A 22317-nucleotide genomic window follows, 5' to 3' on the forward strand; every position below is an offset into this window, starting at 1 on the left:
GGGCCCCCCAATTCCTCGCATGCATGTCCACGCCTCCCGGTCCAAGAAACGCGGAGGGTGGGGTGCACGGCTTTGCCTTCCAAGGGGTCCCCCAAGGAGGTGGGAGTGTTCCTGCTTGTTTTCTGGGGTGTCAGTTCGAGCACCAGAACCGGATCGTGCGGTCCGCGCCCAGGGTCGCGAGCTGGCCGGTCCGTGCGAAGGCGGCGCCGACGATGCCCCGGGGCCATTGCTCCTGCCCCAGATACGTCCCGTGTCCCACCAGTCGCTCACGAAGGCTGAAGTCCGTCGTCGTCAGGATTCGCACCTCGGGGTCGACGCCTCCGGTGGCGAGCACGGTGCTGTCCGGCGAGAACACCGCGGTGAAGCTGGGCGGGAGCGACCTGCTCGACGCGGTTCCGAGGCCACGGACCTCCGTCGAGGCGAAGCCGTCGTATGGGGATGTGAGGGTCACCCACCGTCCGTCAGGGGAGAAATCCAGGCGCGAGCCGCCCTGGTTGTAGTCCAGTTCAAAGGCATGCCTCACCGTCCCTCCGGCGACGTCGAGCAGCTGGATGCGGGTGCGGCCGTCATAGGTGGTGGTCGCGAGGAATCGGCCGTCCGGCGAGAAGCCAATCACATACGCGTTCAGCTCGAAGGTCTGGAGCGCCTTGTTCGTGATGACATCACGCAGGAGGATGCGGTCATCCTCACGGCCAGCGGAGGTCTTGAAGTCCGGTGAGAGGGCCTGGCCCTGGAACTCCCGGAGCCCCTTGCCCGTGGCAGTGTCGTAGATGGCGTTGTTCGCGCGGAGCTGGCGCTGGTCGGAGCTGAACTGCAGACGGCTGGGAGACTGGATGTTGGAGGTCGCCACCTGGTGCTGACCCCGGGTCCGCCAGATGCCCATCACTCCATCCCCGGTGCTCGCCAGGAGCGAGCCGTCCGGAGAGAAGACCACGTGGTCGCGCATCACCGGCCCCAGGGAGACCGTCCGCACCGTGGCCAGGTCCTGGACCGGATGGATGCGGACTTCGTTGCCCCAGGGGCCGCACAGCTGGCCCACGCCGTTGCACCAGAAGGCGCTCACGCCCAGGTCGACGACGAGCCCGGTGCTGTCCTGGCTGAAGGAGAGGCGGCTGACATAGGACGCGTTCGGCTCGGGGAAGGTGTGGACCTTCGACCAGTCCGCCACCCGGTAGACCGTCACCTCGGAGCCCAGCGCGTCGGCGTAGAGGAGCCCATCCGGGGAGAAGGCACTCGCATCGCGGGTGGTCGACAGTTCCAGGTCCTTGACCAGGGCCCCGGTATCGAGCCGCACCACCCTGCCACCGGAGGCCAGGAGCGAGCCGTCCTTCGACCAGCCGAGCTGCCCGCCGGAGAGTCCGGGAACGGCCCTCTGTCCCGAGGCATCCGCGGCGCTCACGATGAAGACGAAGTGGTGCGTGGAGATGGCCAGCGACGCACCATCGGGTGAGAAGGCCAGGGATTGGACGACCTGCTCGTAGCTCCGCTGCAAGGAGCCCCGGAGGCTCCCATCCTCGACGCTCCAGATGCGGATGCTGGCGGTCTCATTCCCCGCCGTGTCGAAGCCTCCCGTGGCGAGCAACGCGCCATCCGGTGAAAGCGCCAGGGCCGTCGTCCGGTGGGAATGGGGGAGGTCGAAGGTCCGGACCGGGGCCAGGTCCGGATACCTCCAGATGCGCGTCTGGGTCTGATTGGCCGCCACCAACCGGCGCCCGTCCTCCGAGAACACCACGCTGACCTGCTGGCCCGGCAGCTCCCAGAGCGTCTGGAGCCGGCTCCCATCCGCGGTCCGGTAGAGCACCAGTTGCCCCGACAGGGTGGCCACCGCCAGCACCGAGCCATCCGGCGACAGCGCGGACGCCGCGAGGGCTCCGGCCCCGATGGCGCCACAGGGCTGGAAGGGGGCCGCGCTGGACACCGGAGGCACCTGCTCTGGTGGCTTCTCCTCCCCAGGCTGCTCGTCATCAGGAGGAGGGGCGGGAGGCGACGCTTCTTCCGTGCAGGCGCCAAGGAGGGCAAGCGCCAGGACCACGGCGAAGCGAACGGGACGCATCAATAGGCTCATGTGCGAAGGGGCAGGCGGTGATGCAGGGTCAGGGTGGCCTGACACGGTCCTTCAAGTCCTGCGCAACCCTTGCATGGGCATTCTCTTTCGCGCCTGACCTGCGAACGCAGGATAGCACGGGAGCGCTGGCGTCCTGGCGTCGCGTTGCCTGGCTCACGGCTGACGGCGAGGCAGTCCGATGAGGTAGGTGATGCTCATTCCATTCACCCGATGAACGCCGTGGTGCCACTTGTACCCGTCGTTATCGAGCCCCTCTGTCAGCTCCTCGAGGTCTTCCGGCGTGTAGGTCCGCAGCGACGACACCACGCCATCCCAGAGGATGAGCAGGGGGATGATGGGAATGAGGTAGGTGAAAACAAGCCGCCACCAGTGCCTCGGGCGGATGAGCGGGGTGAAGCCCCATACCAGGGGGAGGATGAGCAGGAGCTGGAAGAAGACGTACAGCACCGAGCGCTGCGTGAGCTCGAAGGCTGCGATGGGAACGCCGCGCGTGGCTGCGTCCGCGAGGAGGGCTTTCGCCTGCTTCGGGCGGAAGTGGTGCAAGGCCTCGAAGAGGGTGCGCAACCCCGTGAGCTCCTCCGGAACACGCATGACGTCGACCGGAGTGTCGCGGTACTGCGCGCCCTCGGGCAGATTCAGCACCGGGGTGGGGTTGAGGTCGGTGAGCACCACCTCGGCCTCACTGTGCATACGGCGCAGCGCCGGGAGCAGGGTGCGCCAGGGTCCTCCCGTTCCCGAGCACAGGTCGATGATGCGGTTCGTGCCGGACATCCGCAGCAGATCCGCCAGCTGGGGGGCCACGGTGTCGTAGGGGCGCGTCCGGTCCAGGACGACGTGCAGGTAGTCGACCTCGCCACGGCGCAACGGCGCGGGCAGCCACGACTGGTCGAGGAACTCGAAGAGGTGGAGTCGGGGGAGCAGTCTCATCTCGAGGAGGATAGAACCTCCCCGGGGCCGCCTTCCATCAGTCCGGCACTCCGGTGGCCGAACGGTCGAAGCAGTTGCCCTACTTGCTCACCGCGATGGACTTGCGGAAGAGCGCCAGGCTGTAGACGAAGAAGCCCACGCCCACCGCGCTCACCATCAGGAACTGGCGCCAGACGGCCCACAGCCCTCCGCCGCGGTAGATGATGACCTGCGAGAAGCTGACGAAGTGCCGGGCCGGCAGCAGGTACGTGACGTATTGCAGCCACTTGGGCTGGCTCTCCACGGGCGTGCTGCCGCCCGAGAGCAGCATCAGCACCAGGACCACCAGGATGATGAGCAGCGCGAACTGCGCCATCGAGCGGGAGATGGTCCCCAGGAAGATGCCGAGCGCCGTGGCGAAGAACAGGTAGAGCACGACGCCCACGAACCACAGCACCACCGAGCCGGCGAACGGCACCTTCAGCACCAGGTGCACGACCAGGAACAGCGAAGCCCCGGTCGCGACGAGGATGACGAGGCTGTTGGCCCAGACCTTCGCCATGGCGATCTCGAACGAGGTCAGCGGCATCACGAGCAGGTGCTCCAGCGTTCCGTGCTCGCGTTCGCGGATGACCGCCGCGCCCGTGAGGACGACCGTCAGCAGGGTGATTTGATTGATGATGGCCACCACGCTCTTGAACCAGGACGACACCCCGTTGGGGTTGAAGAGCTTGCGGACGATCAAATTGACGGGCTTCGGCCCCGTCTCCTCCGTGCGCTTGAGGAAGGAGGAGATGCGGTCGTTGAGGATGTTCTTGATGTAGCCGGAGCCGATGCCCGCCTGCTGCATGGCGGTCGCGTCGATGTTCAGCTGGACGTCCGGGTTGCGCCCCGCGCGCAGGTCGTGCTCGAAGCGGGGCGGAATCACCACGACGAACATGAACCGGCCCCGGTCCATGTCCGGCTGGATGTCCTCCGAGGTGATGACCTCCGGCGACATGAAGCGGGGCGGATAGAAGGCGTTGAGCAGTTCCTTGGACAACGCGGATCCGTCCTCGTCGACGAAGGCAATGGAGGCGTTGTTCACCTCGCTGGAGGTCCCCGTGGCCTGGACGTAGATGGCCAGGGTGAACGCATAGACGACGAACACGACCAGCACCGCGTCGCTGAGCAGGCTGCGGATCTCCTTGAGCCCGAGCCACAGGATGTTCAGCAGCGAGTTCACTGCTACTTCTCCTGCTTTCTCAGGCCGAGGACGCTGATGGCCAGGAGGAGGGGAACACACACGGCCAGGAAGGCGACGTCCCTCATGATGAGGCCCGCGCCGAGTCCCTTGGTGAAGGCGCCCAGGCTGGCGTGCATGTAATAGGTGGCCGGCCAGATGGAGCCGACGAGCTTGGCTCCACCCTGGAGCGTGGAGACTGGCTGCAACAAGCCGGAGAACTGGATGGTCGGCACGATGGTCAGGATGGCCGTGACGAACACGGCCGCGACCTGGCTGCCGGTGAAGGTGGACGTCACCATCCCAATGCCTGTCGTCGCCATGACGTAGAACAGGGCGCAGACCACCAACGTCAGGAAGCTGCCCTTGATGGGGACGCCGAAGACGACCAGCGCCAGCGCGGTCAGGATGAAGAAGTTGGCCATGCCAATGGCCACGTAGGGCAGCTGCTTTCCGAGCAGGTACTCCAGCCGCCCCGTGGGCGTGACATAGAAGTTGATGATGGACCCCAGCTCCTTCTCACGCACGATGCTGACCGTCATGAGGATGGCCGGGATGAGCAGCAGCAGCAGCGCCGGGACGCTCGGCACGATGGAGTAGATGCTCTTGAAGGTGGGGTTGTAGAGGTAGCGCTCTTCGATGTTGGCCGTGGATTTCTGCGCGCTGGCGGAGTGGAAGCCGCTCGCGGGATCCCGGAGCATCCGGTTGTGGACCCCCTGGACGTATTGCTCGACGGTGTCGCCACGGAAGGTCATGGCGCCGTCCACCTGCGCCAGCACCTCGGGGCCGGAGCCCCGGCGGAGGTCCAGACCGAAGCGGGGCGGAATCTCCATCACCACCGAGACGTCGTCTGACTGGAGCCTGCGGAGCGCCTCGTCCGCGGATTGGGCCGGAGGGGTCGGGGCGAAGTAGGGCTTCGCCGCGCTGAACTGCTCCAGGTACGCGCGGCTCTCGGGCGACTGGTCCAGGTCCAGCGCGGCATAGCGGATGTTCTCGACGTCGGTCGTGATGCCGAAGCCGAAGACGAGCATCAACACCGCCGAACCGATGAAGGCGAACGCGAGCCGGACCTTGTCGCGGAGGATCTGACTGGTCTCGTTGGAGGCATACGCGAGCATCCGGCCCAGACGCAGCCGGAGCCCGGCCCGGTCCACCCGTGGCGCGGCCGAGGGCTGGGGTGGGGCGGTTTCGGGCGCGGGGGCGGGAGTCGCGTCCTTGCCCTCGGCGCGTGCCTTCTCCGCGATGGCGTCTTCCATGTAGCCGATGAAGGCGGTCTCCAGGCTGTCCGCGTTCCGGGCCTCGATGAGCTTCTGGGGGCTGTCCGCCGCCAGCACCTTGCCCGCGTTCATGAGGGAGATGCGGTCGCAGCGCATCCCTTCGTTCATGAAGTGCGTCGTCACGAAGATGGTGACGCCCTGCTTGCGCGACAGGTCGATCAACAGCTCCCAGAAGCTGTCGCGGGCGACCGGGTCCACTCCCGACGTGGGCTCGTCCAGGATGAGGATCTGCGGCCCGTGCAGCACGGCGACGGCCAGCGAGAGCCGTTGGCGCAGGCCCATGGGCAGATCCCCGGCCAACGCCTCCAGGTGCGCGCCCAGTCCGAACCGCTCGACCAGTTCGTCGATGCGTGCCTTCGCCTTGTCTGGAGGCAGGTGGTAGAGCCGGGCGTGCAGGACCAGGTTCTGCTGAACGCTCAGCTCGCCGTAGAGCGAGAACGACTGCGTCATGTAGCCCAGGTTCTTGCGCACCTCCATGCTGCCCGCGTCCACGGAGCTGCCGAAGAGCTTCGCCGTGCCTTCCGTGGGAGGCAGCAGGCCGGTCAGCATCTTCATGGTCGTGGACTTGCCGCAGCCGTTGGAGCCCAGGAAGCCGAAGATCTCCCCGCGCTCGATGGACAGGGTGACGTGGTCGACGGCGGTGAAGGTCCCGAAGCGGCGGGTCAGTCCGTGGGCCTCGATGGCCAGCTCCGCGTTGCCCGGCGCGCGGGGCGGGATGGTGATCTCCTTGTGGCCCCGGCGCTTCTCCTCGGGCAGCAGCGCGATGAAGCACTTCTCCAGGTCCTGGGTCCCCGTGCGCTCCATCAGCTCCGCGGGAGTTCCCGTCGCCAGCACGCGCCCCGCGTCCATGGCGACGATCCAATCCCACTGCTGCGCTTCATCCATGTACGCCGTGGAGATGATGACGCTCATGCCGGGGCGCCCGGCGCGAATCTCGTCGATGAGGGTCCAGAACTGCCGCCGGGAGAGCGGATCCACGCCGGTGGTGGGCTCGTCGAGGATGAGCAGGTCCGGGTCGTGCACCAGCGCGCCGCACAGCCCCACCTTCTGCTTCATGCCGCCGGAGAGCTTGCCGGCGGGGCGCTCCGCGAACTTTCCCAGGCCGGTGGCCGCGAGCAGCTCCGGGACGCGCACCTTGCGCTCCTCGGGGGACAGCCCGAAGAGCCGGGCCATGAAGTCCACGTTGTCGTAGACGCTGAGCTCCAGGTAGAGGTTCTTGCCCAGGCCCTGGGGCATGTACGCGATGCGCGGCCCCACTTCACGCCGGTGCCGCGCGTCCGCGATGTCCCCACCGAGCACCATCACGCGCCCCTGCTGCATCTTCTTGGCGCCCGCGACCAGGGCCATCAGCGTGGACTTGCCCACGCCGTCAGGCCCCACGATGCCCACCCGGATGCCGCTGGGAACGTCGAGCGAGAGGCCGTCCAGCGCCACGGCCTTGCCGTAGCGGTGGGTCACGTCCTGGATGGAGACCACGAGCTGATGGGTGGAGCCGGCCGGCGCCCCTGGAGACACGGATGAGACCATGGCGGGGCCCTCCCTTGTCGCCGGGCTAGTGGGGTTCGGATTCCGCCGTGACGACGTTCTGCAGCCGGGACGGCCACGCCGCGTCAGGGTCCACCTTCACGTAACCGACGCCGCGGATGCCTGTCTTGATGCGCTCCACGTAGCGGCTGGCCAGCTCCCGGGGGACCTGGAGCTTCAGGCGGAACACCAGCTTCTCCCGCTCGCTCTTCGTCTCCACCTGCTTGGGCGTGAACTGCGCTTCCGGCGACACGAAGGACACGTAGCCGGGGATTGAACGGTTGGGTTCGAAGTCGACGGTGAGGCGCGCCTCGGAGCCAATCTTCACGCGGGCGGCCTCGCTCGCGGGCAGGAAGATCTCCATGAAGACGTCCTCCAGGTTCACGAGCGTCAGCGCCGGTCCGCCGGGAGACAGCACCTCGCCGGGCTCGGCGAGGCGGTAGAGGACCCGGCCCGTCACCGGGGACTTGAGCGTCGCGTCGTTGATGCGCGTTTGAATCGTCGCCGCGTTGGCTCGCGCGACTGCGATCTCCTCCCGCGAGGTCTTCAGCGTGGCCTCGGCCTCCGCCAGGCTGGCCCGGGTGGTCTCCAGCTGGCTCGTCCGGACGTCCACGTCCCGCTGCGAGCCGGCGCCTTGCGCCACCAACCTCCGGGCGCGCTCGGCCTCGATGGTGGCGAGCTCAATCTCACTCTTCTGTTTGACGATGCCCGCCTCGGCCACCGCCAGCTTCTCCTGCGTGGCCGCGACGTTCGCGTTGGCCTCCGCCAGGCTGGACTCCAGCGTGGTGGTGTCCAGGCGCACCAGCACCTGCCCTGGCTTGACGAGGTCGCCTTCGTTGACGAGCACCTCCCGCACCCGCAGGGGCTCCTTCGCGGAGACATCCGCCAGCTTTGACTCGATGCGGCCGTTGCCCGAGACGATTCCCTCCGGCAGCGCGGACTTCTTCCCCTTCCAATACTTGAAGCCGATGAACGCGACGATCGCGAGGGCGACCAGCCCAATGATCCACTTGAATTTCCCTTTCGGCTTCCAGGGCATGGCGGACTCTCTATGGCTTGACGGGTTGCGAGACCGTCTTGGTTTCTTGCGTCCGCGGCTTGGACAGCATGTCGCCCCAGTGGGTCCGCTGCTCCATCTCGGACTGCATCGGCTCCGGCACGATGGGCTGGTTGCGGCGGACCTCCCAGCCTCCGCCCAATGCCTTGTAGAGGGCGACCAGGTTCGTGGCGATGTTGGAGCTCGTCTGGGCCAGGTTGTTCTGCTGTTCCAGGAGCGACCGTTGCGCGTCCAGCACGCGCTGATAGTCCACGGCGCCTTCGCGGTACTGCACCACCGCGAGCTCCACCGACCGCTGCGCGGACTTCACCGCGGCCTGCTGGAAGGTCATGGCCTGCTGGGCGTGGATGAATCCCGTCAAGGCGTCCGCCACCTCCTGGGCCGCCTTGAGCACCGTGTTGCGGTAGTTGACGAGCAATTGCTGGAACCGCGCATCCTCGACTCGCACCCCGTTCTTCAGCCGGCCGTAGTTCAGGAAGGGGAAGACGATCCGGGGGCCCACGGAATAGAAGAGGCTGCCCAGGGAGAAGAGGTTGCCGGAGGCCGCGGCGCTGGTGCTCGCCTGGAGCCCGATCGACCCGAACAGGGAGAAGCTCGGATAGAGCTCCGCCTCCGCGATGCCAATCCGGGCGCACTGCGCGGCGGCGGACAGCTCCGCGCTGCGGACATCCGGGCGTCGCCGCAGGATTTCAGCCGGCATGCCGACGGCCACCGTCGCGGGCGCCACCGGAATCTGCTTGGGGCCCGCCAGCAGCGCCTCCACCTCGCCCGTGGGCTGGCCCAGGAGCGTGCTCATGGCGTTGCGAGCCTGTTCCAGCCCGGCTTCCAGCTGGGGGATGGTGGCCCGGGTGCTCTCCAGCAGGGTCGCGGCCTGCGTCACATCCAGCTCCGAGGTGACGCCGTTGCTGAAGCGCGACTCGGCGATCCGGTAGCCCTCCTCCTGGATGCGCACGTTCTCCAGCGCCTGCGCGATGAGCACCTCGTACGTGCGGACCAGGACATAGGTTCGCGCGACCTCCGCGGTGAGCGAGACGAGCGAGGACTGGTAGTCCGCCACCGACCCGAGCAGGCTCGCGGTCCCCGACTCCACGCCCCGCCGGTACTTGCCCCAGAAGTCCACCTCCCACAGCGCGTCGAAGCCCAGCTGGTACTCCAGGAAGTGGCGGTCGATGGAGCCCAGGTTCTGCAGGTTGATGGGATTGGCCGCGGCTGAGTTCTCACTGCGCCCCACCGCTGCACCGCTGGCGTTGAGGGCCTGGAACTGCGGATACTGCCGGCCGGTGAGGATGGCCAGCTGGGCGCGAGCCTCGACGATCCTCAGCCCCGCGATCTGCAGCGGCAGGTTCTGCCTGGCGGCGAGCTCGACGAGCCGGTCCAGCGAGGGATCGCCAAACGACTTCCACCATTGGGTGTCGACCGCGGCCTGCGTCGACAGGCGCGGGTCGCCCTGGGTGCGCCACTCCTTGGCGACCGCGGCCTCGGGCTTCTTGAAGTCGGGGCCGACCGCGCACCCGGAGAGCGCGGCGAGGACGCCGAGCAGCGGCACGGTGCCGACGAAGGATGCGAATCCCGGCTTCATCCCCTGCATGGCGCTGGCCGTCCCCCGCATTCGCGACACCTCGATGGGCGGGGAGATTCCGCACGGAGGGATGCGCGCGGAAGTACGAGCTGTCCGGATGCCCCAGGGGGCAATCCCCGATGTCCGCTGGCCCATGCCCGACACGGACTGGGGGCGGAAGGGCTGTCATCCGTCAGACCCGGTGCGCGTTCCCGGCTGGCGGACGCCCTCCCCAATGGCACGCATTGCGCGTACCGGAGGGCCGCACAACCCTATGGCCATGGCACAGGACACCCGCAAAGAGCCCCTGAAGCGAAAGGCCTACACCCAGGAGCTCCGCAAGCTCCAGTCCCAGCTCTGTCAGCTTCAGGAGTGGGTCAAGCACACGCAGATGCGCGTCATCGTGGTGTTCGAAGGCAGGGACGCGGCGGGGAAGGGTGGAACGATTCGCGCCATCACCGAGCGGGTGAGTCCCCGGGTGTTCCGCGTGGTGGCCCTCCCGGCGCCTTCGAGCCGGGAGAAGTCCCAGATGTACCTGCAGCGGTACGTGCCGCATTTCCCGGCGGCGGGCGAGATCGTGATCTTCGACCGCAGTTGGTACAACCGGGCCGGCGTCGAGCCCGTGATGGGTTTCTGCACGCCCGAGGAGCACGAGCGCTTCCTGATGGGCTGCCCCGTCTTCGAGCAGTACATGGTCGACAGCGGAATCCTCCTGCTGAAGATCTGGCTGGAGGTCGGCAAGGAGGAGCAGGCGCGGCGGTTCGCGGCGCGGATCGACGACCCCTTGCGGCAGTGGAAGCTGAGCCCCATGGACATCAAGTCCTGGAAGCGCTGGTACGACTACTCCAAGGCGAGGGATCAGATGCTGGCCGCGACGGACACGCCCTTCGCGCCCTGGCACATCCTGCGGTCCGACAACAAGAAGAAGGCGCGGCTCAACTGCATCCGCTTCCTGCTGGAGAAGATTCCCTACGAGAAGGTGAAGCGCGCCAAGGTGAAGCTGCCCCCCCGCTCCACGCATGGCAAGTACGACGACGACGCCTCGCTCAAGGGGCGGAACTTCATCCCCGACCTGTACTGAGCGCCGTGACGAGGTGAGCCCTTCGTCACGGCGCTTCGGTGTCCGGGACGCTCGCTACGGGCCCAGCACGACGCGGAAGATCCGCTCGTTGCTGTTGTTGGGGATGCTGTCCTTGTCACCCTGGTTGGTGGTGGTCATCCAGAGGTTGCCGTCCGGGGTCGGCTCCACGGTGCGCAGCCGGCCGTAGGTGCCGACGAAGAACTGCTGCACGTTGGTCAGGTTGGTGCCGCTGATGACCTCGCGGTAGAGGCGCGTGCCGCGGGCGCAGGCCACGTAGAGGACGTCGCGCACCACCGCGATGCCGGAGCACGAACCGTCCGCCGTGGAGTAGGTCTGCTTCGGCGCGATGTACCCGGCCGTCGCGCAGCCCGAACCGCCCTGGGACACCGTGCCCTCGCAGTTGGGCCAGCCGTAGTTGCCGCCCTTCTGGATGAGGTTGGTCTCGTCCATCACGGAGTTGCCGAACTCCTGCTCCCACAGGCGGCCCTGGGAGTCGAAGGCCAGCCCCTGCGGGTTGCGGTGGCCGTAGCTCCACACGTAGTTGCCGAAGGGGTTGTCGGACGGGACGGTGCCGTCGGCGTTGAGGCGCAGCACCTTGCCGGCCAGGTTGTTGATGTCCTGGGCGTAGGCGCCGTTCTGGGCATCCCCCGTGGACGCGTAGAGCTTCCCGTCCGGGCCGAAGCGCAGGCGCCCGCCGTTGTGGAACTTGTTGCGGCCGATGCCCTGGAGCAGCACCTGGAGCGACGCGGTGTTGAGGGCGCCGTTCTCATACCGCAGCCGCACGATGCGGTTGTCGGTGGGGGAGGTGTGCATCACGTACAGCCAGCGGTCGGTGGCGAAGGTGGGGGAGAGCTCCAGCCCCATCAGGCCGCCCTCGCCGTCGGTGCTCTGCACGTTGGGGATGGTACCCACGGACGTCTTCTGGCCCGTCGCCGGGTCCAGGCGAATGATGTTCTGCGCGTCGCGGCGGCCGTAGAGCGCCGTCCCGTCCGGCAGGTTCACCAGGCCCCACGGGATGTCCGTGTCGGTGGCGACCTGGATGACGGAGCAGACAGCGTTCGCGCAGGCCTGGCCGGTGGTGACCGTCACGGACGTGCTCTGGGCGGACGCGTTGGCCTGGGCGTCGCGGGCGAGCACGGCATAGGTATAGGCCGTGTTCGCGGACAAACCGCTGTCGACGAAGGTGGTCCCAGGCGGGGAGCCGGCCACCGTGCCAATCTTCACGCCGCCCCGGAACACGTCATACGCGCTCACGCCCACGTTATCGGTGGACGCGGTCCAGTTCACCGTCACGCTGGTGCCGGACGCGCTGGCGGTGACGCCGGTCGGGATGCTGGGAGCCTGGGTGTCCGCCTGGCATTGCGGCGGGGTGATGGAGAGCGTGGCGCTGCCCTGGGAGACATTGCCCACCGCGTCCCGCGCATTCACATACAGGCCCCAGGTCACGCCGGGGACCACGGTCAGCCCGGTGGACACCGTGGCGCCGGAGACGGACTTCATCAGCTGGCCGTCATGGTAGACGTCGTAGAAGGCCACGCCCTGGTTGTCCGTGGACGGCGACCACGACAGCGTGGCCGAGTTGCACGTCACGTTGGACAGCGCGAGCCCCGCGGGCACGGTGGGCGCCTGGGTGTCGGCAGGAAATGACCACTGCTGGTTCGTCTGGGCGTTGCAGGTCCAGACGATGACCTTCGAGCTGTTGGCGGTGGCCTGCCCGGACACGTCGAGGCACAGCGAGGTCGCCGTGTGGATCACCGCGCCGGCGGTGTTGCGGACCCACCGCTGGTTCGCCGTCCCATTGCAGGCGGCGATGAGGGCCCGGGCCCCGGAGCTGGCGGTCTCCGGCTGGACGCACCACGAGCCACCGAACGCGCGAAGCTCGCCTTCCGGCGTGAAGAGGAACCGCTGGTTGTCCTGGCTGTGGCAGTCATAGATGTGGAGCTCCTGCCCCGCGGTCTGGCTGTTCTGCGCCACGTCGAGGCAGCGGCCGGACTGCACGCTGACGAGCCGCGAGCCGGCGACCACCGCGGCGGTCTGGGTCTGGAGTTCGGGGCCGTCCTCCGGCTTTTCTCCACAAGCAGTGACGGTGACCAGGACTCCGGCCAGCAGGTGACGAACATTCATTGAGACGCTCCTTTGCATTCCTCCTCTTTCAGGAAATCCGTGGAAGACCTCAAGTGAACTCTCTGGAACGCACCGGCGGGTGTTGAGCGGCTATCAACAGGCCCCCAGGTTCAATTGCCTGCCGCCGAAGCCGCTCTCACCGGCTCCGCTCTCTGAAGCCGCTCCGCGCGGAACCGGCGCAGGCGGCGGTTGCTGATGGTCAACCCGTCGACTCCGCCGGAGGCCGCCCGCGTGAACGTGACCGCGCCGAGCGAGCCGGCGAAGCGGTCTCCACCGACGGCCTCCAGCACCACCTCGTCCCGGCGCGGCCAGCGGATGGCCAGCTTCCCGTCCGTGACGCGCACCGTGTAGGTCATGTCGACCTCGTCGCTGCGGTACTGCCCCGCGAAGGCCGCCAATGCCGAAGCCGTGGGCTTCGGCTCGCTCACGCGGACGAAGGGCCGCGTCGTCGGCCAGGCGTCCCGGATGCTCAGCTCGCGTGGGGTCGAGAAACGCCAGACGTGCATCGACTCGCCTGGACGGAACGCACCATCGCCCATGGGCACGAAGGCGGTGGGCATGCCGATCTGGCGCAGCGCTCCGTCCTTGAGCTCCAGCCGCACCACTTCATCCGTCAGTGGACTCCAGTAGTCGCCCGCCAGCGCCGACAGCTCCGTCTCCGCCATCTTCACGACGGGCGGCAGCTCTTCCTTCAGGTGCGCGCCCAGGTACACGTCGGCGACCTTCCGGGCGAGCACGCTGGCGTCAATCAGCCCGCTGTTGCAGAGCGTGACGACGGCGACCCGCTGGGCGGGAAAGAGGAGGGCCTCCGTGCGGTAGCCGCCGTCCATGCCGTCGTGGCTCACCATGTCCAGGCCGCGATACCCCATCAACCGGAGGCCGCCGCCGTAGCCCGTCACGGTGCCGTCGTTCAACCTGCCGGAGGTCCGCACCAACGCGACCAGCGCCTGCCCACCGACGCGTGCGTCGAGCAGGTTCTGCTCCCACTTCAGCAGGTCGCCAACCGTGGAGAACAGATTGCCCGCGCCGTAATGGTCGGAATTGGAGACGCTGAGGCGCCAGCCACCGCCGTCGCGGGAGGTGTAGCCCCAGGCGCGCCGGGAAAAGAGCTCGGTGTGGTCCTCGCGGAAGCGGGTGTCGGTCATCCCGAGCGGCTTGAAGATCCGCTCGTGGGCGAACGCTTGCAACGACTGGCCGGAGACACGCCGCACCACGACCGCCAGCAACGTGTATGCGGCATTGCCATACAGGACCTCTGCGCCCGGTTCGAAGTTCACGCCGCGTTGCCGGCTCAGCGCCCAGAGGACGTCTGCTTCGGTGGACACGTCGTCACCGCGCCAGCCCGCAAGGTTCAGCAACTGTCCCTGCTCACGCAACCCGTTGGTGTGATGCATCAGGTGCGCGAGCGTGACCGTCTTTGCATACGCGGGCAGCTCCGGCACGTACTTGCGGATGTCATCGTCCAGCGAGAGCTTGCCCTCCTGCGCCAGCAGTCCAATCGAGAAGGCAGTGAACTGCTTGGAGATGGAGGCGATGGAGAAGACCGAGCGCGGCGTGACAGGGGCGTCGTGCTCCAGGTCCGCCATGCCGTAGCCTCGCGCGTAGTCCAGCACGCCGTCGCGTGAGATGCCCACGGCGCATCCGGGCGCGGTCTTGCTCTTCCACTGCGAGAAGAGGGCATCCACCTGCTTGTGGCGGCCTCTGGGCGGAGTGTCCGCGGCCAGGGCAGAGGCACACGTGAGCGCGGCGAACAGGAACGACGACACGAGCAGCTTGCGCGGCATGGAGCGCTTCCAGGGCAGGAGGTGAACGGAGCCACCCTGCCTGCCCTGACGCCACGCTGTGGGAGTGTTCAGCCGGTGGGGACGGGCCCGCGGTGAACGGGCACCCCCGTGCGGCGAACGGGCCGCACGGCCGGGGAGCATGCCCATTCATGCTCCCCGGCTGCGTCAGCTCACGGGTGACAGGTCCGGTATTGCGCCACGGTGGAGGCGGTATTCACCGAGCAATACAGCGACTTGCTGGACGTGTTTCCCCATTTGTCCTTGGCGGTGACGGAGAACAGCATGTCCGACTGGATGGAGCCGGTGCCCGGGATGTTCCACCACGTGGACCAGGCCGCCTGGGTGAGCGTGGCGGAGAAGGCGGGTATCAGGACATGCGCGAGGGTGATGGACTGGATGCCGCGAGGGTCGCTCGCGGGCTCCGCGGAGATGAGGTAGGAGCGGCCCGAGCCGTAGAGCGTGAGGTTGATGGTCGGCCCGGTGTTGTCCGCCGTCACGGTGCGCGTCTCCGGCGAGCTGGAGACCCCGTTGATGTCCGTGCACTGGAACAGCAGTGAGTAATCACCATCCGCGCGGCCCGTGGTGTCGACCACGAATTCATAGGGCGCGGTGGTGTCCGTCTGGGTGACGGAGCCCCCCTCGCGCAGCTCCACGTGGTGCACGCCCTCCGTGTCCGTGCACTGCACGGTGAACTTCGGCTTCTTCGGCTGGGTGTCGTCCCGGATGATGCCGGTGATGACAGGCGGGGTGAGGTCCTTGATGAACGACGTCACGAAGTTCGCCGTGTTGCCGCACAGGTCGCGAACGACGGCCTGGAACGTGTGAGCCCCCGCCGCCATCGCGTCCCCGAACTCCAGCACGTAGGACGGGGTCGTGGGCTGCGCCACCAGCGTCCCGTCCACATACAGCGCATACGGATACTCGACGCCACAGCCGTCCGTCACGCTGACATTCAGACGCACCAGCGAACTCAGCTGCGTCTTGGTGAAGGTCACCGCCGGGGGCCTGCGGTCGAGCGGGGCCGCCAGGGAGGTGGTCCCCTTGTTGCCGAAGGCGTCCGTCACCTCCACGGTGAGGTTGTGGGCCAGCGGATCCGGCGGCGTGTAGCTGGCTTGATACGCCGTGGCTTCGTTCGTCCGCGTGGCGAAGACAAAGCCATCCACCTTGAAGTCCACCCGCGTCACCGCGGAGCTGTCCGTCACCGAGACATTCACAGTGAACGGCGCCTCGTCGCCCGCTCCCACCGTCATCGTCAAGCCGGGCGGCGTGTTGTCCACCTTCAGGTTGAAGTGCTGGACGGCGGCGTTCAGGTACTTGTCGAAGACCTTGATGGCCACGTCATGGGTGCCATCGGTCCAGGTGGAGGTGTCCAGCGCGTGCTCGTAGGGGGGCACGAAGATGCCGGCCATGAACTGGCCGTCGGCGCTGAAGTCCACGGCCTGGATTCCGGACGGGTCGCTCGGCGTGACGGAGTAGAGGGGCTGCTTCGGCGTACCGGAGCGCAGGACGGAGAAGGTGGGCGCCTGCTTGTCCATCGCGACCGTCACCGTTCGCGTGGCCAGGTTGCCCCAGTAGTCCCAGGCCTCCAGCCGGATGGTGTGGTTGCCATGGGCCAGCGCCGCGCCCGGCAGGGTCTGCTCGAACTGCCAGCCGGACAGCGTCTTGATCTGCGCGCCGCCGTCCACCACCAGCCGCGGCGCGGTGGTGTACTGGTCCGGCAACTCAGCGTCGGTGATGGTGCCGGTGCATTCGATGTCCTGGTTCACCTGCCGGCAGCTCAGCGTCGTCTGCGGCGGCACCGAGTCCGGCTTGTAACCGACGTTGACGGCCGCGAACGCCCGCGCCACGGCCTTCATCCGGGGGCCGCCGTGAACGCCGTCCCGCGCGGTCGCCGCCGCGAGCGCCGCCTGGCGGGCCTGCAGGTAGTCCGTGTCCATCGGCATCAACTGCACAGCCTGCGCCCAGATGCGCAGCGCTTCCGTGGGCCCCAGGCCACTGAACCCTTCGGGCACCAGGTCGCAGTGCCACGGGCTCGTGGTCTGCGTGCTGCAACCATAGGCCAGCAGCAGGAACATCCGGCTCAGGGGGCCTCCGGAAAAGTGCGGGTCCCTGCCTCCAATGTCCGCGAACCACTTCGCATACGTGGGCTCCAGGAGGTTGCGGACCACTGCGCCCGTCTCCTCGGCAATCGTGAGGTTCGAGGGCTTCAGCACCACCCCATCGATGTTCGTCGACGTCGACGATGCCCGCTTCGCGTCGCGCAGCAGCTCGGTGGCGAAACCAAAGATGTCTCCCGTGCCCTCATTCAGCCCGCCCCGCTCCGAATACTCGTACGGAATCTCCGCGGGATCCCCCGCCAGCTCCCGGGCGAAGAAGTCATGGGCCATCTCGTGGGCGACGACGTCGGTGGTCGTGAACGGGGTCTTGGGATTGACGCCGAGGGCGCGGTAGCCGAACTGGAGGATCGGCTTGTGCTCGTCGGGGTCATAGAAGGCGTTCGCTTCGTTGACGTGCACCTGGATGTCGAAGGTCGTGCCGTTTCCCGTCGGGCCGGCGCGCCCCAGGACGGTCTCGTAGATGGACCACGCCAGGCCCACGGCGTGGTAGGTGTCCACCGCCGCGGTCTCCCCGTTGGTCCCGAGCGGGCCTCCTCCGCTGTATCGGAGCCCGTCACCCAGGATCAGGTCCGAGGTGTAATAGAGCTCATAGTAGCCGCCCCGACCCTGCGAGACGTAGGCGTAATAGTCATTGTGGTACACGTCCCGCAGCCAGGTGGCCCCTCCCAGGGTTTCGGAGAACACGGAGAGGTTGACCGCGCCCGCGTAGTAGCCCGTGCCCCGGGCCTTCTTGAACGTCCCCTGCACGCCCGTGTGTCTGAGCGGATCCAGGCGCAGCACCTCTCCGGAGCGTGCATCCACCTGCGCGAGCCATCGCCTGGACACGTCCCCGGCCGTGCCGAGCTTGAGCAGGTAGATGAGCCGCAGGTCCGTCACCACCCGCTCGAAGTCCTCGGCGTTCCGGGGACCGGCGAGGCGCGGGGCAGCCGCGTCCTTCCGGAGCTGGCGCACCTCCGTGGGCACGAGCACGAGCCGCGCGGACTCCACCTTCGCGGTGGCGTCCTTCAGGGCCGCGAGCGCGGCGTCCCGGGCCTGGGCTTCCGTGAGCCGGGCCTCCGTCTCCACGGCGCCCGTGGGCTGGAACCGGACGTTGGAGAAGAAGGTCTGGCCCTGCGCTGACTTTGCTTCCAGGCCCCAGACCGGCACGCCCCGGAAGTGGAGCGTCTGCTGCACCCCCTTCGCGTCCGGTACCAGGGAGACATCCCGGAGGTCGAAGCCGCGCTCCGCGACCAGTTGCTCGGCCCGCGTCCGGGACTGGGCCTGCACGGGCTCCGGAGCGTCTTCCGACGACGTGGGACCACAACTGAGACACAACAAGACAAGGCTGCCCCGCAGCCAGGAACGCGATTGCATGGAACTCCCCCTCTGCTGGACTCGTGAAGACATCCAACACCCGTGATTGCACGAATTACTGCTTTCATGCAATCCCACCCATGGCGAGGGGAGACCTGGCTACTTCTTGGCGGCGCGGCCCTTGAACAGCTTCTGGCCCAGGGTGACGAGCAGCACCAGCAGGGCGCCGGCGCCCAGGCCCACCGCGGCGTTGAGCACCATGGGGGCGAGCCCGCCCAGGACGTTGCCCACGCCCGGGACGCGCCCGGCCCACGCGGTGAAGGACACCTCCGCGTGGTGCAGGCCGGAGACGCCGTGCACGAGGATGCCGCCGCCCACCAGGAACATGGCCGCCGTTCCCGCCACGGAGAGGAACTTCATCAGCCACGGCGCAGCGCGGAGGATTCCCCTGCCCAGGCCCTGCGCGAAGCCACTGCCCTTGCGGCTGAGGTACAGGCCCGCGTCGTCCAGCTTCACGATGCCCGCCACCAGCCCGTACACGCCCACCGTCATGAGGAGGGCAATGCCCACCATGACCGAGACGCGGGTGGCGAAGTCCACCTCCGCCACGGTGCCCAGCGTGATGGCGATGATCTCCGCGGAGAGGATGAAGTCCGTGCGCACCGCGCCCTTGATCTTGTCCTTCTCCAGGGCCACCCGGTCGACGCTCGGGTCCTCCAGCGTCTTGCGCAGCTCGGCGTGGTGCGCCTCGTCCTCTTCCTTGCCGTGCAGGAGCTTGTGCGCCAGCTTCTCCGCGCCTTCGAAGCAGAGGAAGGCGCCGCCCACCATCAGGAGCGGGGTCACCAGCCAGGGCGCCAGCGCGCTGATGGCCAGCGCGGCCGGCACCAGGATGGCCTTGTTGACGAGCGAGCCCTTCGCCACCGCCCACACCACGGGCAGCTCGCGGTCCGCGTTCACGCCCGTCACCTGCTGCGCGTTGAGCGCCAGGTCGTCTCCCAGCACACCCGCCGTCTTCTTCGCCGCCACCTTCGTCAGGATGGAGACGTCATCCAGGATGGTGGCGATGTCGTCGATGAGCGCAATCAGGCTGCTGCCTGCCATGGATGTCTTCCGGGCTGGGGGGTGGGGACGTCACCCTGCTGCAAGCGCGGATTAGCACAGCTGGAGGAGCCGCGCTCCAGCGACGGCGGGTCACCCACCCGGGCTCAGCTCCAACGGCAGCACCGCGGTGAAGGTGGCGCCTCCGCCCTTCGTGGGCTCCAGGTGGATGCTCCCCCCGTGGGCCTCCGCGATGTGACGGGCCATCCACAGTCCCAGCCCGAAGCCGCCGTGGTAATTGGCGGGGACGGCGCGCTCGAAGCGCCCGAAGACGCGCTCCTGGTCCTCCGGCCCGATGCCGGCGCCATGGTCCTGCACCGCCAGGCTCACCCGGCCCTCCGCGCGCGCCACGGTGACCTCCACGGGCCTGCCCGTCCCGAACTTGAGGGCGTTGTCCACGAGGCTGTCGAGCAGCTGTTCCAGCCTCGTGGGGTCATAGCTCCCCACCACCGGCAGGGGCGCCTCCAGGGTGAGGACGCAGTCCGCGCGCAGGGCCTTCTCCCGCGACCGGGCCACGACCGCGGCCGCGAGCTCCGCCAGGTCCACCTCCCGCCGTGAGAGGTCCAGCGGTCCGGTGACGAACTCCGACACGTCCACCAGCTGCTCCACCAGGCGCGCCAGGCGCTGGAGGTGCTTCTCGGTCGTCCGCGCCTTGAGCCGGGTGGCTTCCGGGTTCGCGTCCAGGGCCCCGGCGTCCAGGCCGCGCACCAGGGACTGGAGGCTGAGCGACAGGGCGCTCACGGGCGTGCGCAGCTCGTGGCTGGCGAGCCGCAGGAAGTCGTCCCGCGTCCGCACGGACTCGCGCAGCGAATCCTTCTCCACCTCGTTGCGGACCACCTCCCGGCGCACGCGGGCCATGTCCAGCTGGGTGCGCACCCGCACCAGCAGCTCGCGCGCGGAGAAGGGCTTCACCAGGTAGTCATCCGCGCCGCTTCGCAGGCCCTCCACCGTGGCCTCGTCGCCCGCCCGCGCGGACAGCAGGATGATGGGGATGGCGCGCGTGCGTTCGTCGGCACGCAGCTCCCGCACCAGGCCAAAGCCATCCAACACCGGCATCATCACGTCGGAGAGGATGAGGTCCGGCGGCCGGACGCGCGCCTGCTCCAGCGCGTCCTGTCCGTTCCTGGCGGCCTCCACGTGCGGGAAGACGTGCTTGAGCAGACCCGTGACGTAGGCGCGCAGGTCGGCGTTGTCGTCCACCAGGAGGATGCGGGAGCGCGCGAGCTCCGCGGAGACCTCTGGCGAGAGCGGCGCGGAGGCGGGCGGCGCCCCGGTGTCCATGGCGCTGACGTCCGTGGACCAGCGGCGCGCCTCCTCCACGAAGGGGATGGCGCCCGAGGGGACCGGCCCTGGCCGGAAGGTGCGCTCGACGCGCTCCGGGGGCAGGTGGTCCGTCCCCCGCGGCAGCCGCAGGGTGAAGGTGGTGCCCCTTCCCAGCTGGCTCGTCACCGCGACGCTGCCCCCATGCAGCTTCACCAGCTCCTGCACCAGCGCGAGTCCGATGCCCGTCCCCTCGTGGCTGCGGCCCTGGGTGACGCGGACGCGGTAGAAGCGCTCGAAGACGCGCGGGAGCTCCTCCTCGGGGATGCCCACCCCCGTGTCCTCCACGCGAAGGACGGACTGCGCGTCCTCCCACTGGAGGCTCACGCGGATCTCCCCGCGGTAGGTGTACTTCACCGCGTTGGAGAGCAGGTTGAGGACAACCTTCTCCCACATCTCCGGGTCGACGTAGAGGGGCTCGGGCAGGGGAGGACAGTCCACCACCAGCCGCAGGCCCGCGCTCTCCACCGCGGACTGGAAGGTGCTCGCGAGGTTCGTGGTGAAGACAGACAGGTCCACGGGCAGGTAGCGGGCCTGGGCCCGTCCCGCCTCCATCCGGGAGAAGTCGAGCAGGGTGTTGACCATCTTGTAGAGCCGCAAGGCATTGCGGCGCACCAGCTCCAGCGGCTCTCCCTCCAACGACTTCGGCGTCCCCGCCAGCGCGTCCTCGATGGGGCCGAGGATGAGCGTGAGCGGGGTGCGGAACTCGTGGCTGACATTGCTGAAGAACGCCGTCTTGGCCGCGTCCAGCCGGGCCAGCTCCTCCGCCCTCTGCTTCTCCTGCTCATAGGCGCGGGCGCTGGCGATGCTGGCGCTGAGCTGCCGCGCCAGCAGTTGCAGGAAGCCGCGGTACTCGTCGTCCAGCGCGCGCAGGGGGCTCAGGCCCGCCACGAGCACCGCCGTGGTCTCCGTCTCCACGCCCATGGACACCGGGAGGACGAGCGCTCGCGTCGTGGGCTCGGGCCAGGGCCCGCCGGGAAGGGGCCCGAAGCGCTGGTGGAGGTCCTCGAGCAGGACCTCCTGTCCCGACCGCGTGACACTCGCGAGCGGCCAGGAGGACGTGTCGTCCAGCGCCAGCGCGACGGGCGCGGCGGTCCCCCCACGCTCCAGGCCCGCGCAGCTGACCAGGCGCGCCTGCTCCGCCTTGACGACGTAGAGCAGCGCGAAGGGCACGTCGTACGCCGCCTGCGACAGCACCTCCTCCAGCGAACGGAAGATGTCCTCGACCTTCTTGTCCAGGGCCATCCGGATGGACAGCTCCCGGAGGATTCCCAGCCGGCGGTCACCCACCACCTGCCGGGTCGTCTCACTCGCGATGGCGAAGAGGCCGGCGATCTCTCCCGACTCGCCGATGGTCGGGTTGTAGGACCAGGTGAAGTAGGACTCCTCCCGCAGGCCACCGGGGCGGCGCGCGAAGTTGACGTTCCCGTCTTCGATGTAGATGGGCTCGCCCGTGTCCTGGGCGCGCTGCATCAGCGGCCCCAACTGCGCCCACTCCTCGACGAGCGCCTCGTTTCCGCGCGCGCCCAGCGTCTGGGGATGCTTCGCCCCCAGGATGGGCCGGAACGGGTCGTTGTAGAGCATGCGCAGCTCGGGGCCCCAGAAGAGGATGATGGGGTAGGGCGAGCGCAGCATCGTGCTGACGGACGTCCGCAGGGACTGGGGCCAGTGCTCGAGCGGGCCAAGCGAATTGCTGGACCAGTCATGGGCCCGCATCAGGGCGCCCATCTCACCGCCGTGCTGGATGAAGGGCTCCTCCCGGCCCACGCGGTGAGGTGTGTTCCGCACCTCGGGGTCGCTGGGAGCCGGCGCGCGCGAGTAGGTCGAGGAGCTCATCGAGCAAGTTCGTTAGCACACGGCCCCGAGGCCGGGCGGGGCGTGTGGGAGGAAG

Annotated in this window: 12 protein-coding genes; 1 reads left to right on the forward strand and 11 read right to left on the reverse strand. The window is 68.2% G+C overall.

Translation table 11 applies throughout. The features are described from left to right. Window positions 1-130: 130 nt before the first annotated feature. The 6 genes from D7X30_RS31530 to D7X30_RS31555 form a co-directional block, all read right to left on the reverse strand. Complete coding sequence (locus tag D7X30_RS31530) at window positions 131-2053, reverse strand: WD40 repeat domain-containing protein (protein WP_120566682.1); 1923 nt, start codon at window positions 2051-2053, stop codon at window positions 131-133. 165 nt (window positions 2054-2218) lie between these two features. Beyond that, the gene (locus D7X30_RS31535) at window positions 2219-2992 is read right to left on the reverse strand and encodes a hypothetical protein (RefSeq protein ID WP_120566683.1); all 774 of its coding nucleotides are present in this window, start codon (window positions 2990-2992) and stop codon (window positions 2219-2221) included. 79 nt (window positions 2993-3071) lie between these two features. Beyond that, window positions 3072-4196 (reverse strand): ABC transporter permease, encoded by a 1125-nt coding sequence (locus D7X30_RS31540; RefSeq protein ID WP_120566684.1) that lies wholly within the window; start codon window positions 4194-4196, stop codon window positions 3072-3074. Window positions 4197-4198: 2 nt separating this feature from the next. Next, complete coding sequence (rbbA, locus tag D7X30_RS31545) at window positions 4199-6997, reverse strand: ribosome-associated ATPase/putative transporter RbbA (protein ID WP_120566685.1); 2799 nt, start codon at window positions 6995-6997, stop codon at window positions 4199-4201. Between the two features lie 25 nt (window positions 6998-7022). Further along, entirely contained in the window at window positions 7023-8033 is a 1011-nt protein-coding gene (locus D7X30_RS31550) for an HlyD family secretion protein (RefSeq protein WP_120566686.1), read from the reverse strand. Between the two features lie 10 nt (window positions 8034-8043). Continuing rightward, complete coding sequence (locus D7X30_RS31555) at window positions 8044-9660, reverse strand: efflux transporter outer membrane subunit (RefSeq protein WP_120566687.1); 1617 nt, start codon at window positions 9658-9660, stop codon at window positions 8044-8046. 223 nt (window positions 9661-9883) lie between these two features. On the opposite strand from D7X30_RS31555, the gene ppk2 reads away from it, so the two are divergent. After that, a complete protein-coding gene (gene ppk2, locus D7X30_RS31560; RefSeq protein WP_233591893.1) occupies window positions 9884-10690 on the forward strand; it encodes a polyphosphate kinase 2 in 807 nt (268 codons plus the stop codon). A gap of 54 nt (window positions 10691-10744) precedes the next feature. On the opposite strand, the gene D7X30_RS31565 is transcribed toward ppk2, so the two are convergent. From D7X30_RS31565 to D7X30_RS31585, 5 genes are all read right to left on the reverse strand, one after another. Continuing rightward, window positions 10745-12814 (reverse strand): PQQ-dependent sugar dehydrogenase, encoded by a 2070-nt coding sequence (locus tag D7X30_RS31565; protein ID WP_120566688.1) that lies wholly within the window; start codon window positions 12812-12814, stop codon window positions 10745-10747. 110 nt (window positions 12815-12924) lie between these two features. Beyond that, on the reverse strand, window positions 12925-14598 hold the full coding sequence (locus tag D7X30_RS31570) for a serine hydrolase (RefSeq protein ID WP_120566689.1): 1674 nt from the start codon (window positions 14596-14598) through the stop codon (window positions 12925-12927). Between the two features lie 170 nt (window positions 14599-14768). Then, window positions 14769-18068, reverse strand: coding sequence for an Ig-like domain-containing protein (locus D7X30_RS31575; protein WP_147443368.1), 3300 nt, complete (start codon window positions 18066-18068; stop codon window positions 14769-14771). Between the two features lie 99 nt (window positions 18069-18167). Beyond that, the gene (locus D7X30_RS31580) at window positions 18168-19109 is read right to left on the reverse strand and encodes a DUF808 domain-containing protein (protein WP_120566691.1); all 942 of its coding nucleotides are present in this window, start codon (window positions 19107-19109) and stop codon (window positions 18168-18170) included. A 90-nt stretch (window positions 19110-19199) separates the two neighbouring features. Next, window positions 19200-22262, reverse strand: a complete 3063-nt coding sequence (locus tag D7X30_RS31585; RefSeq protein ID WP_120566692.1) for an ATP-binding protein — start codon at window positions 22260-22262, stop codon at window positions 19200-19202. Between the last annotated feature and the right edge of the window lie 55 nt (window positions 22263-22317).

This window comes from Corallococcus sp. AB011P, assembly GCF_003611605.1.
GTDB classification, from domain to species: Bacteria; Myxococcota; Myxococcia; order Myxococcales; family Myxococcaceae; genus Corallococcus; species Corallococcus coralloides.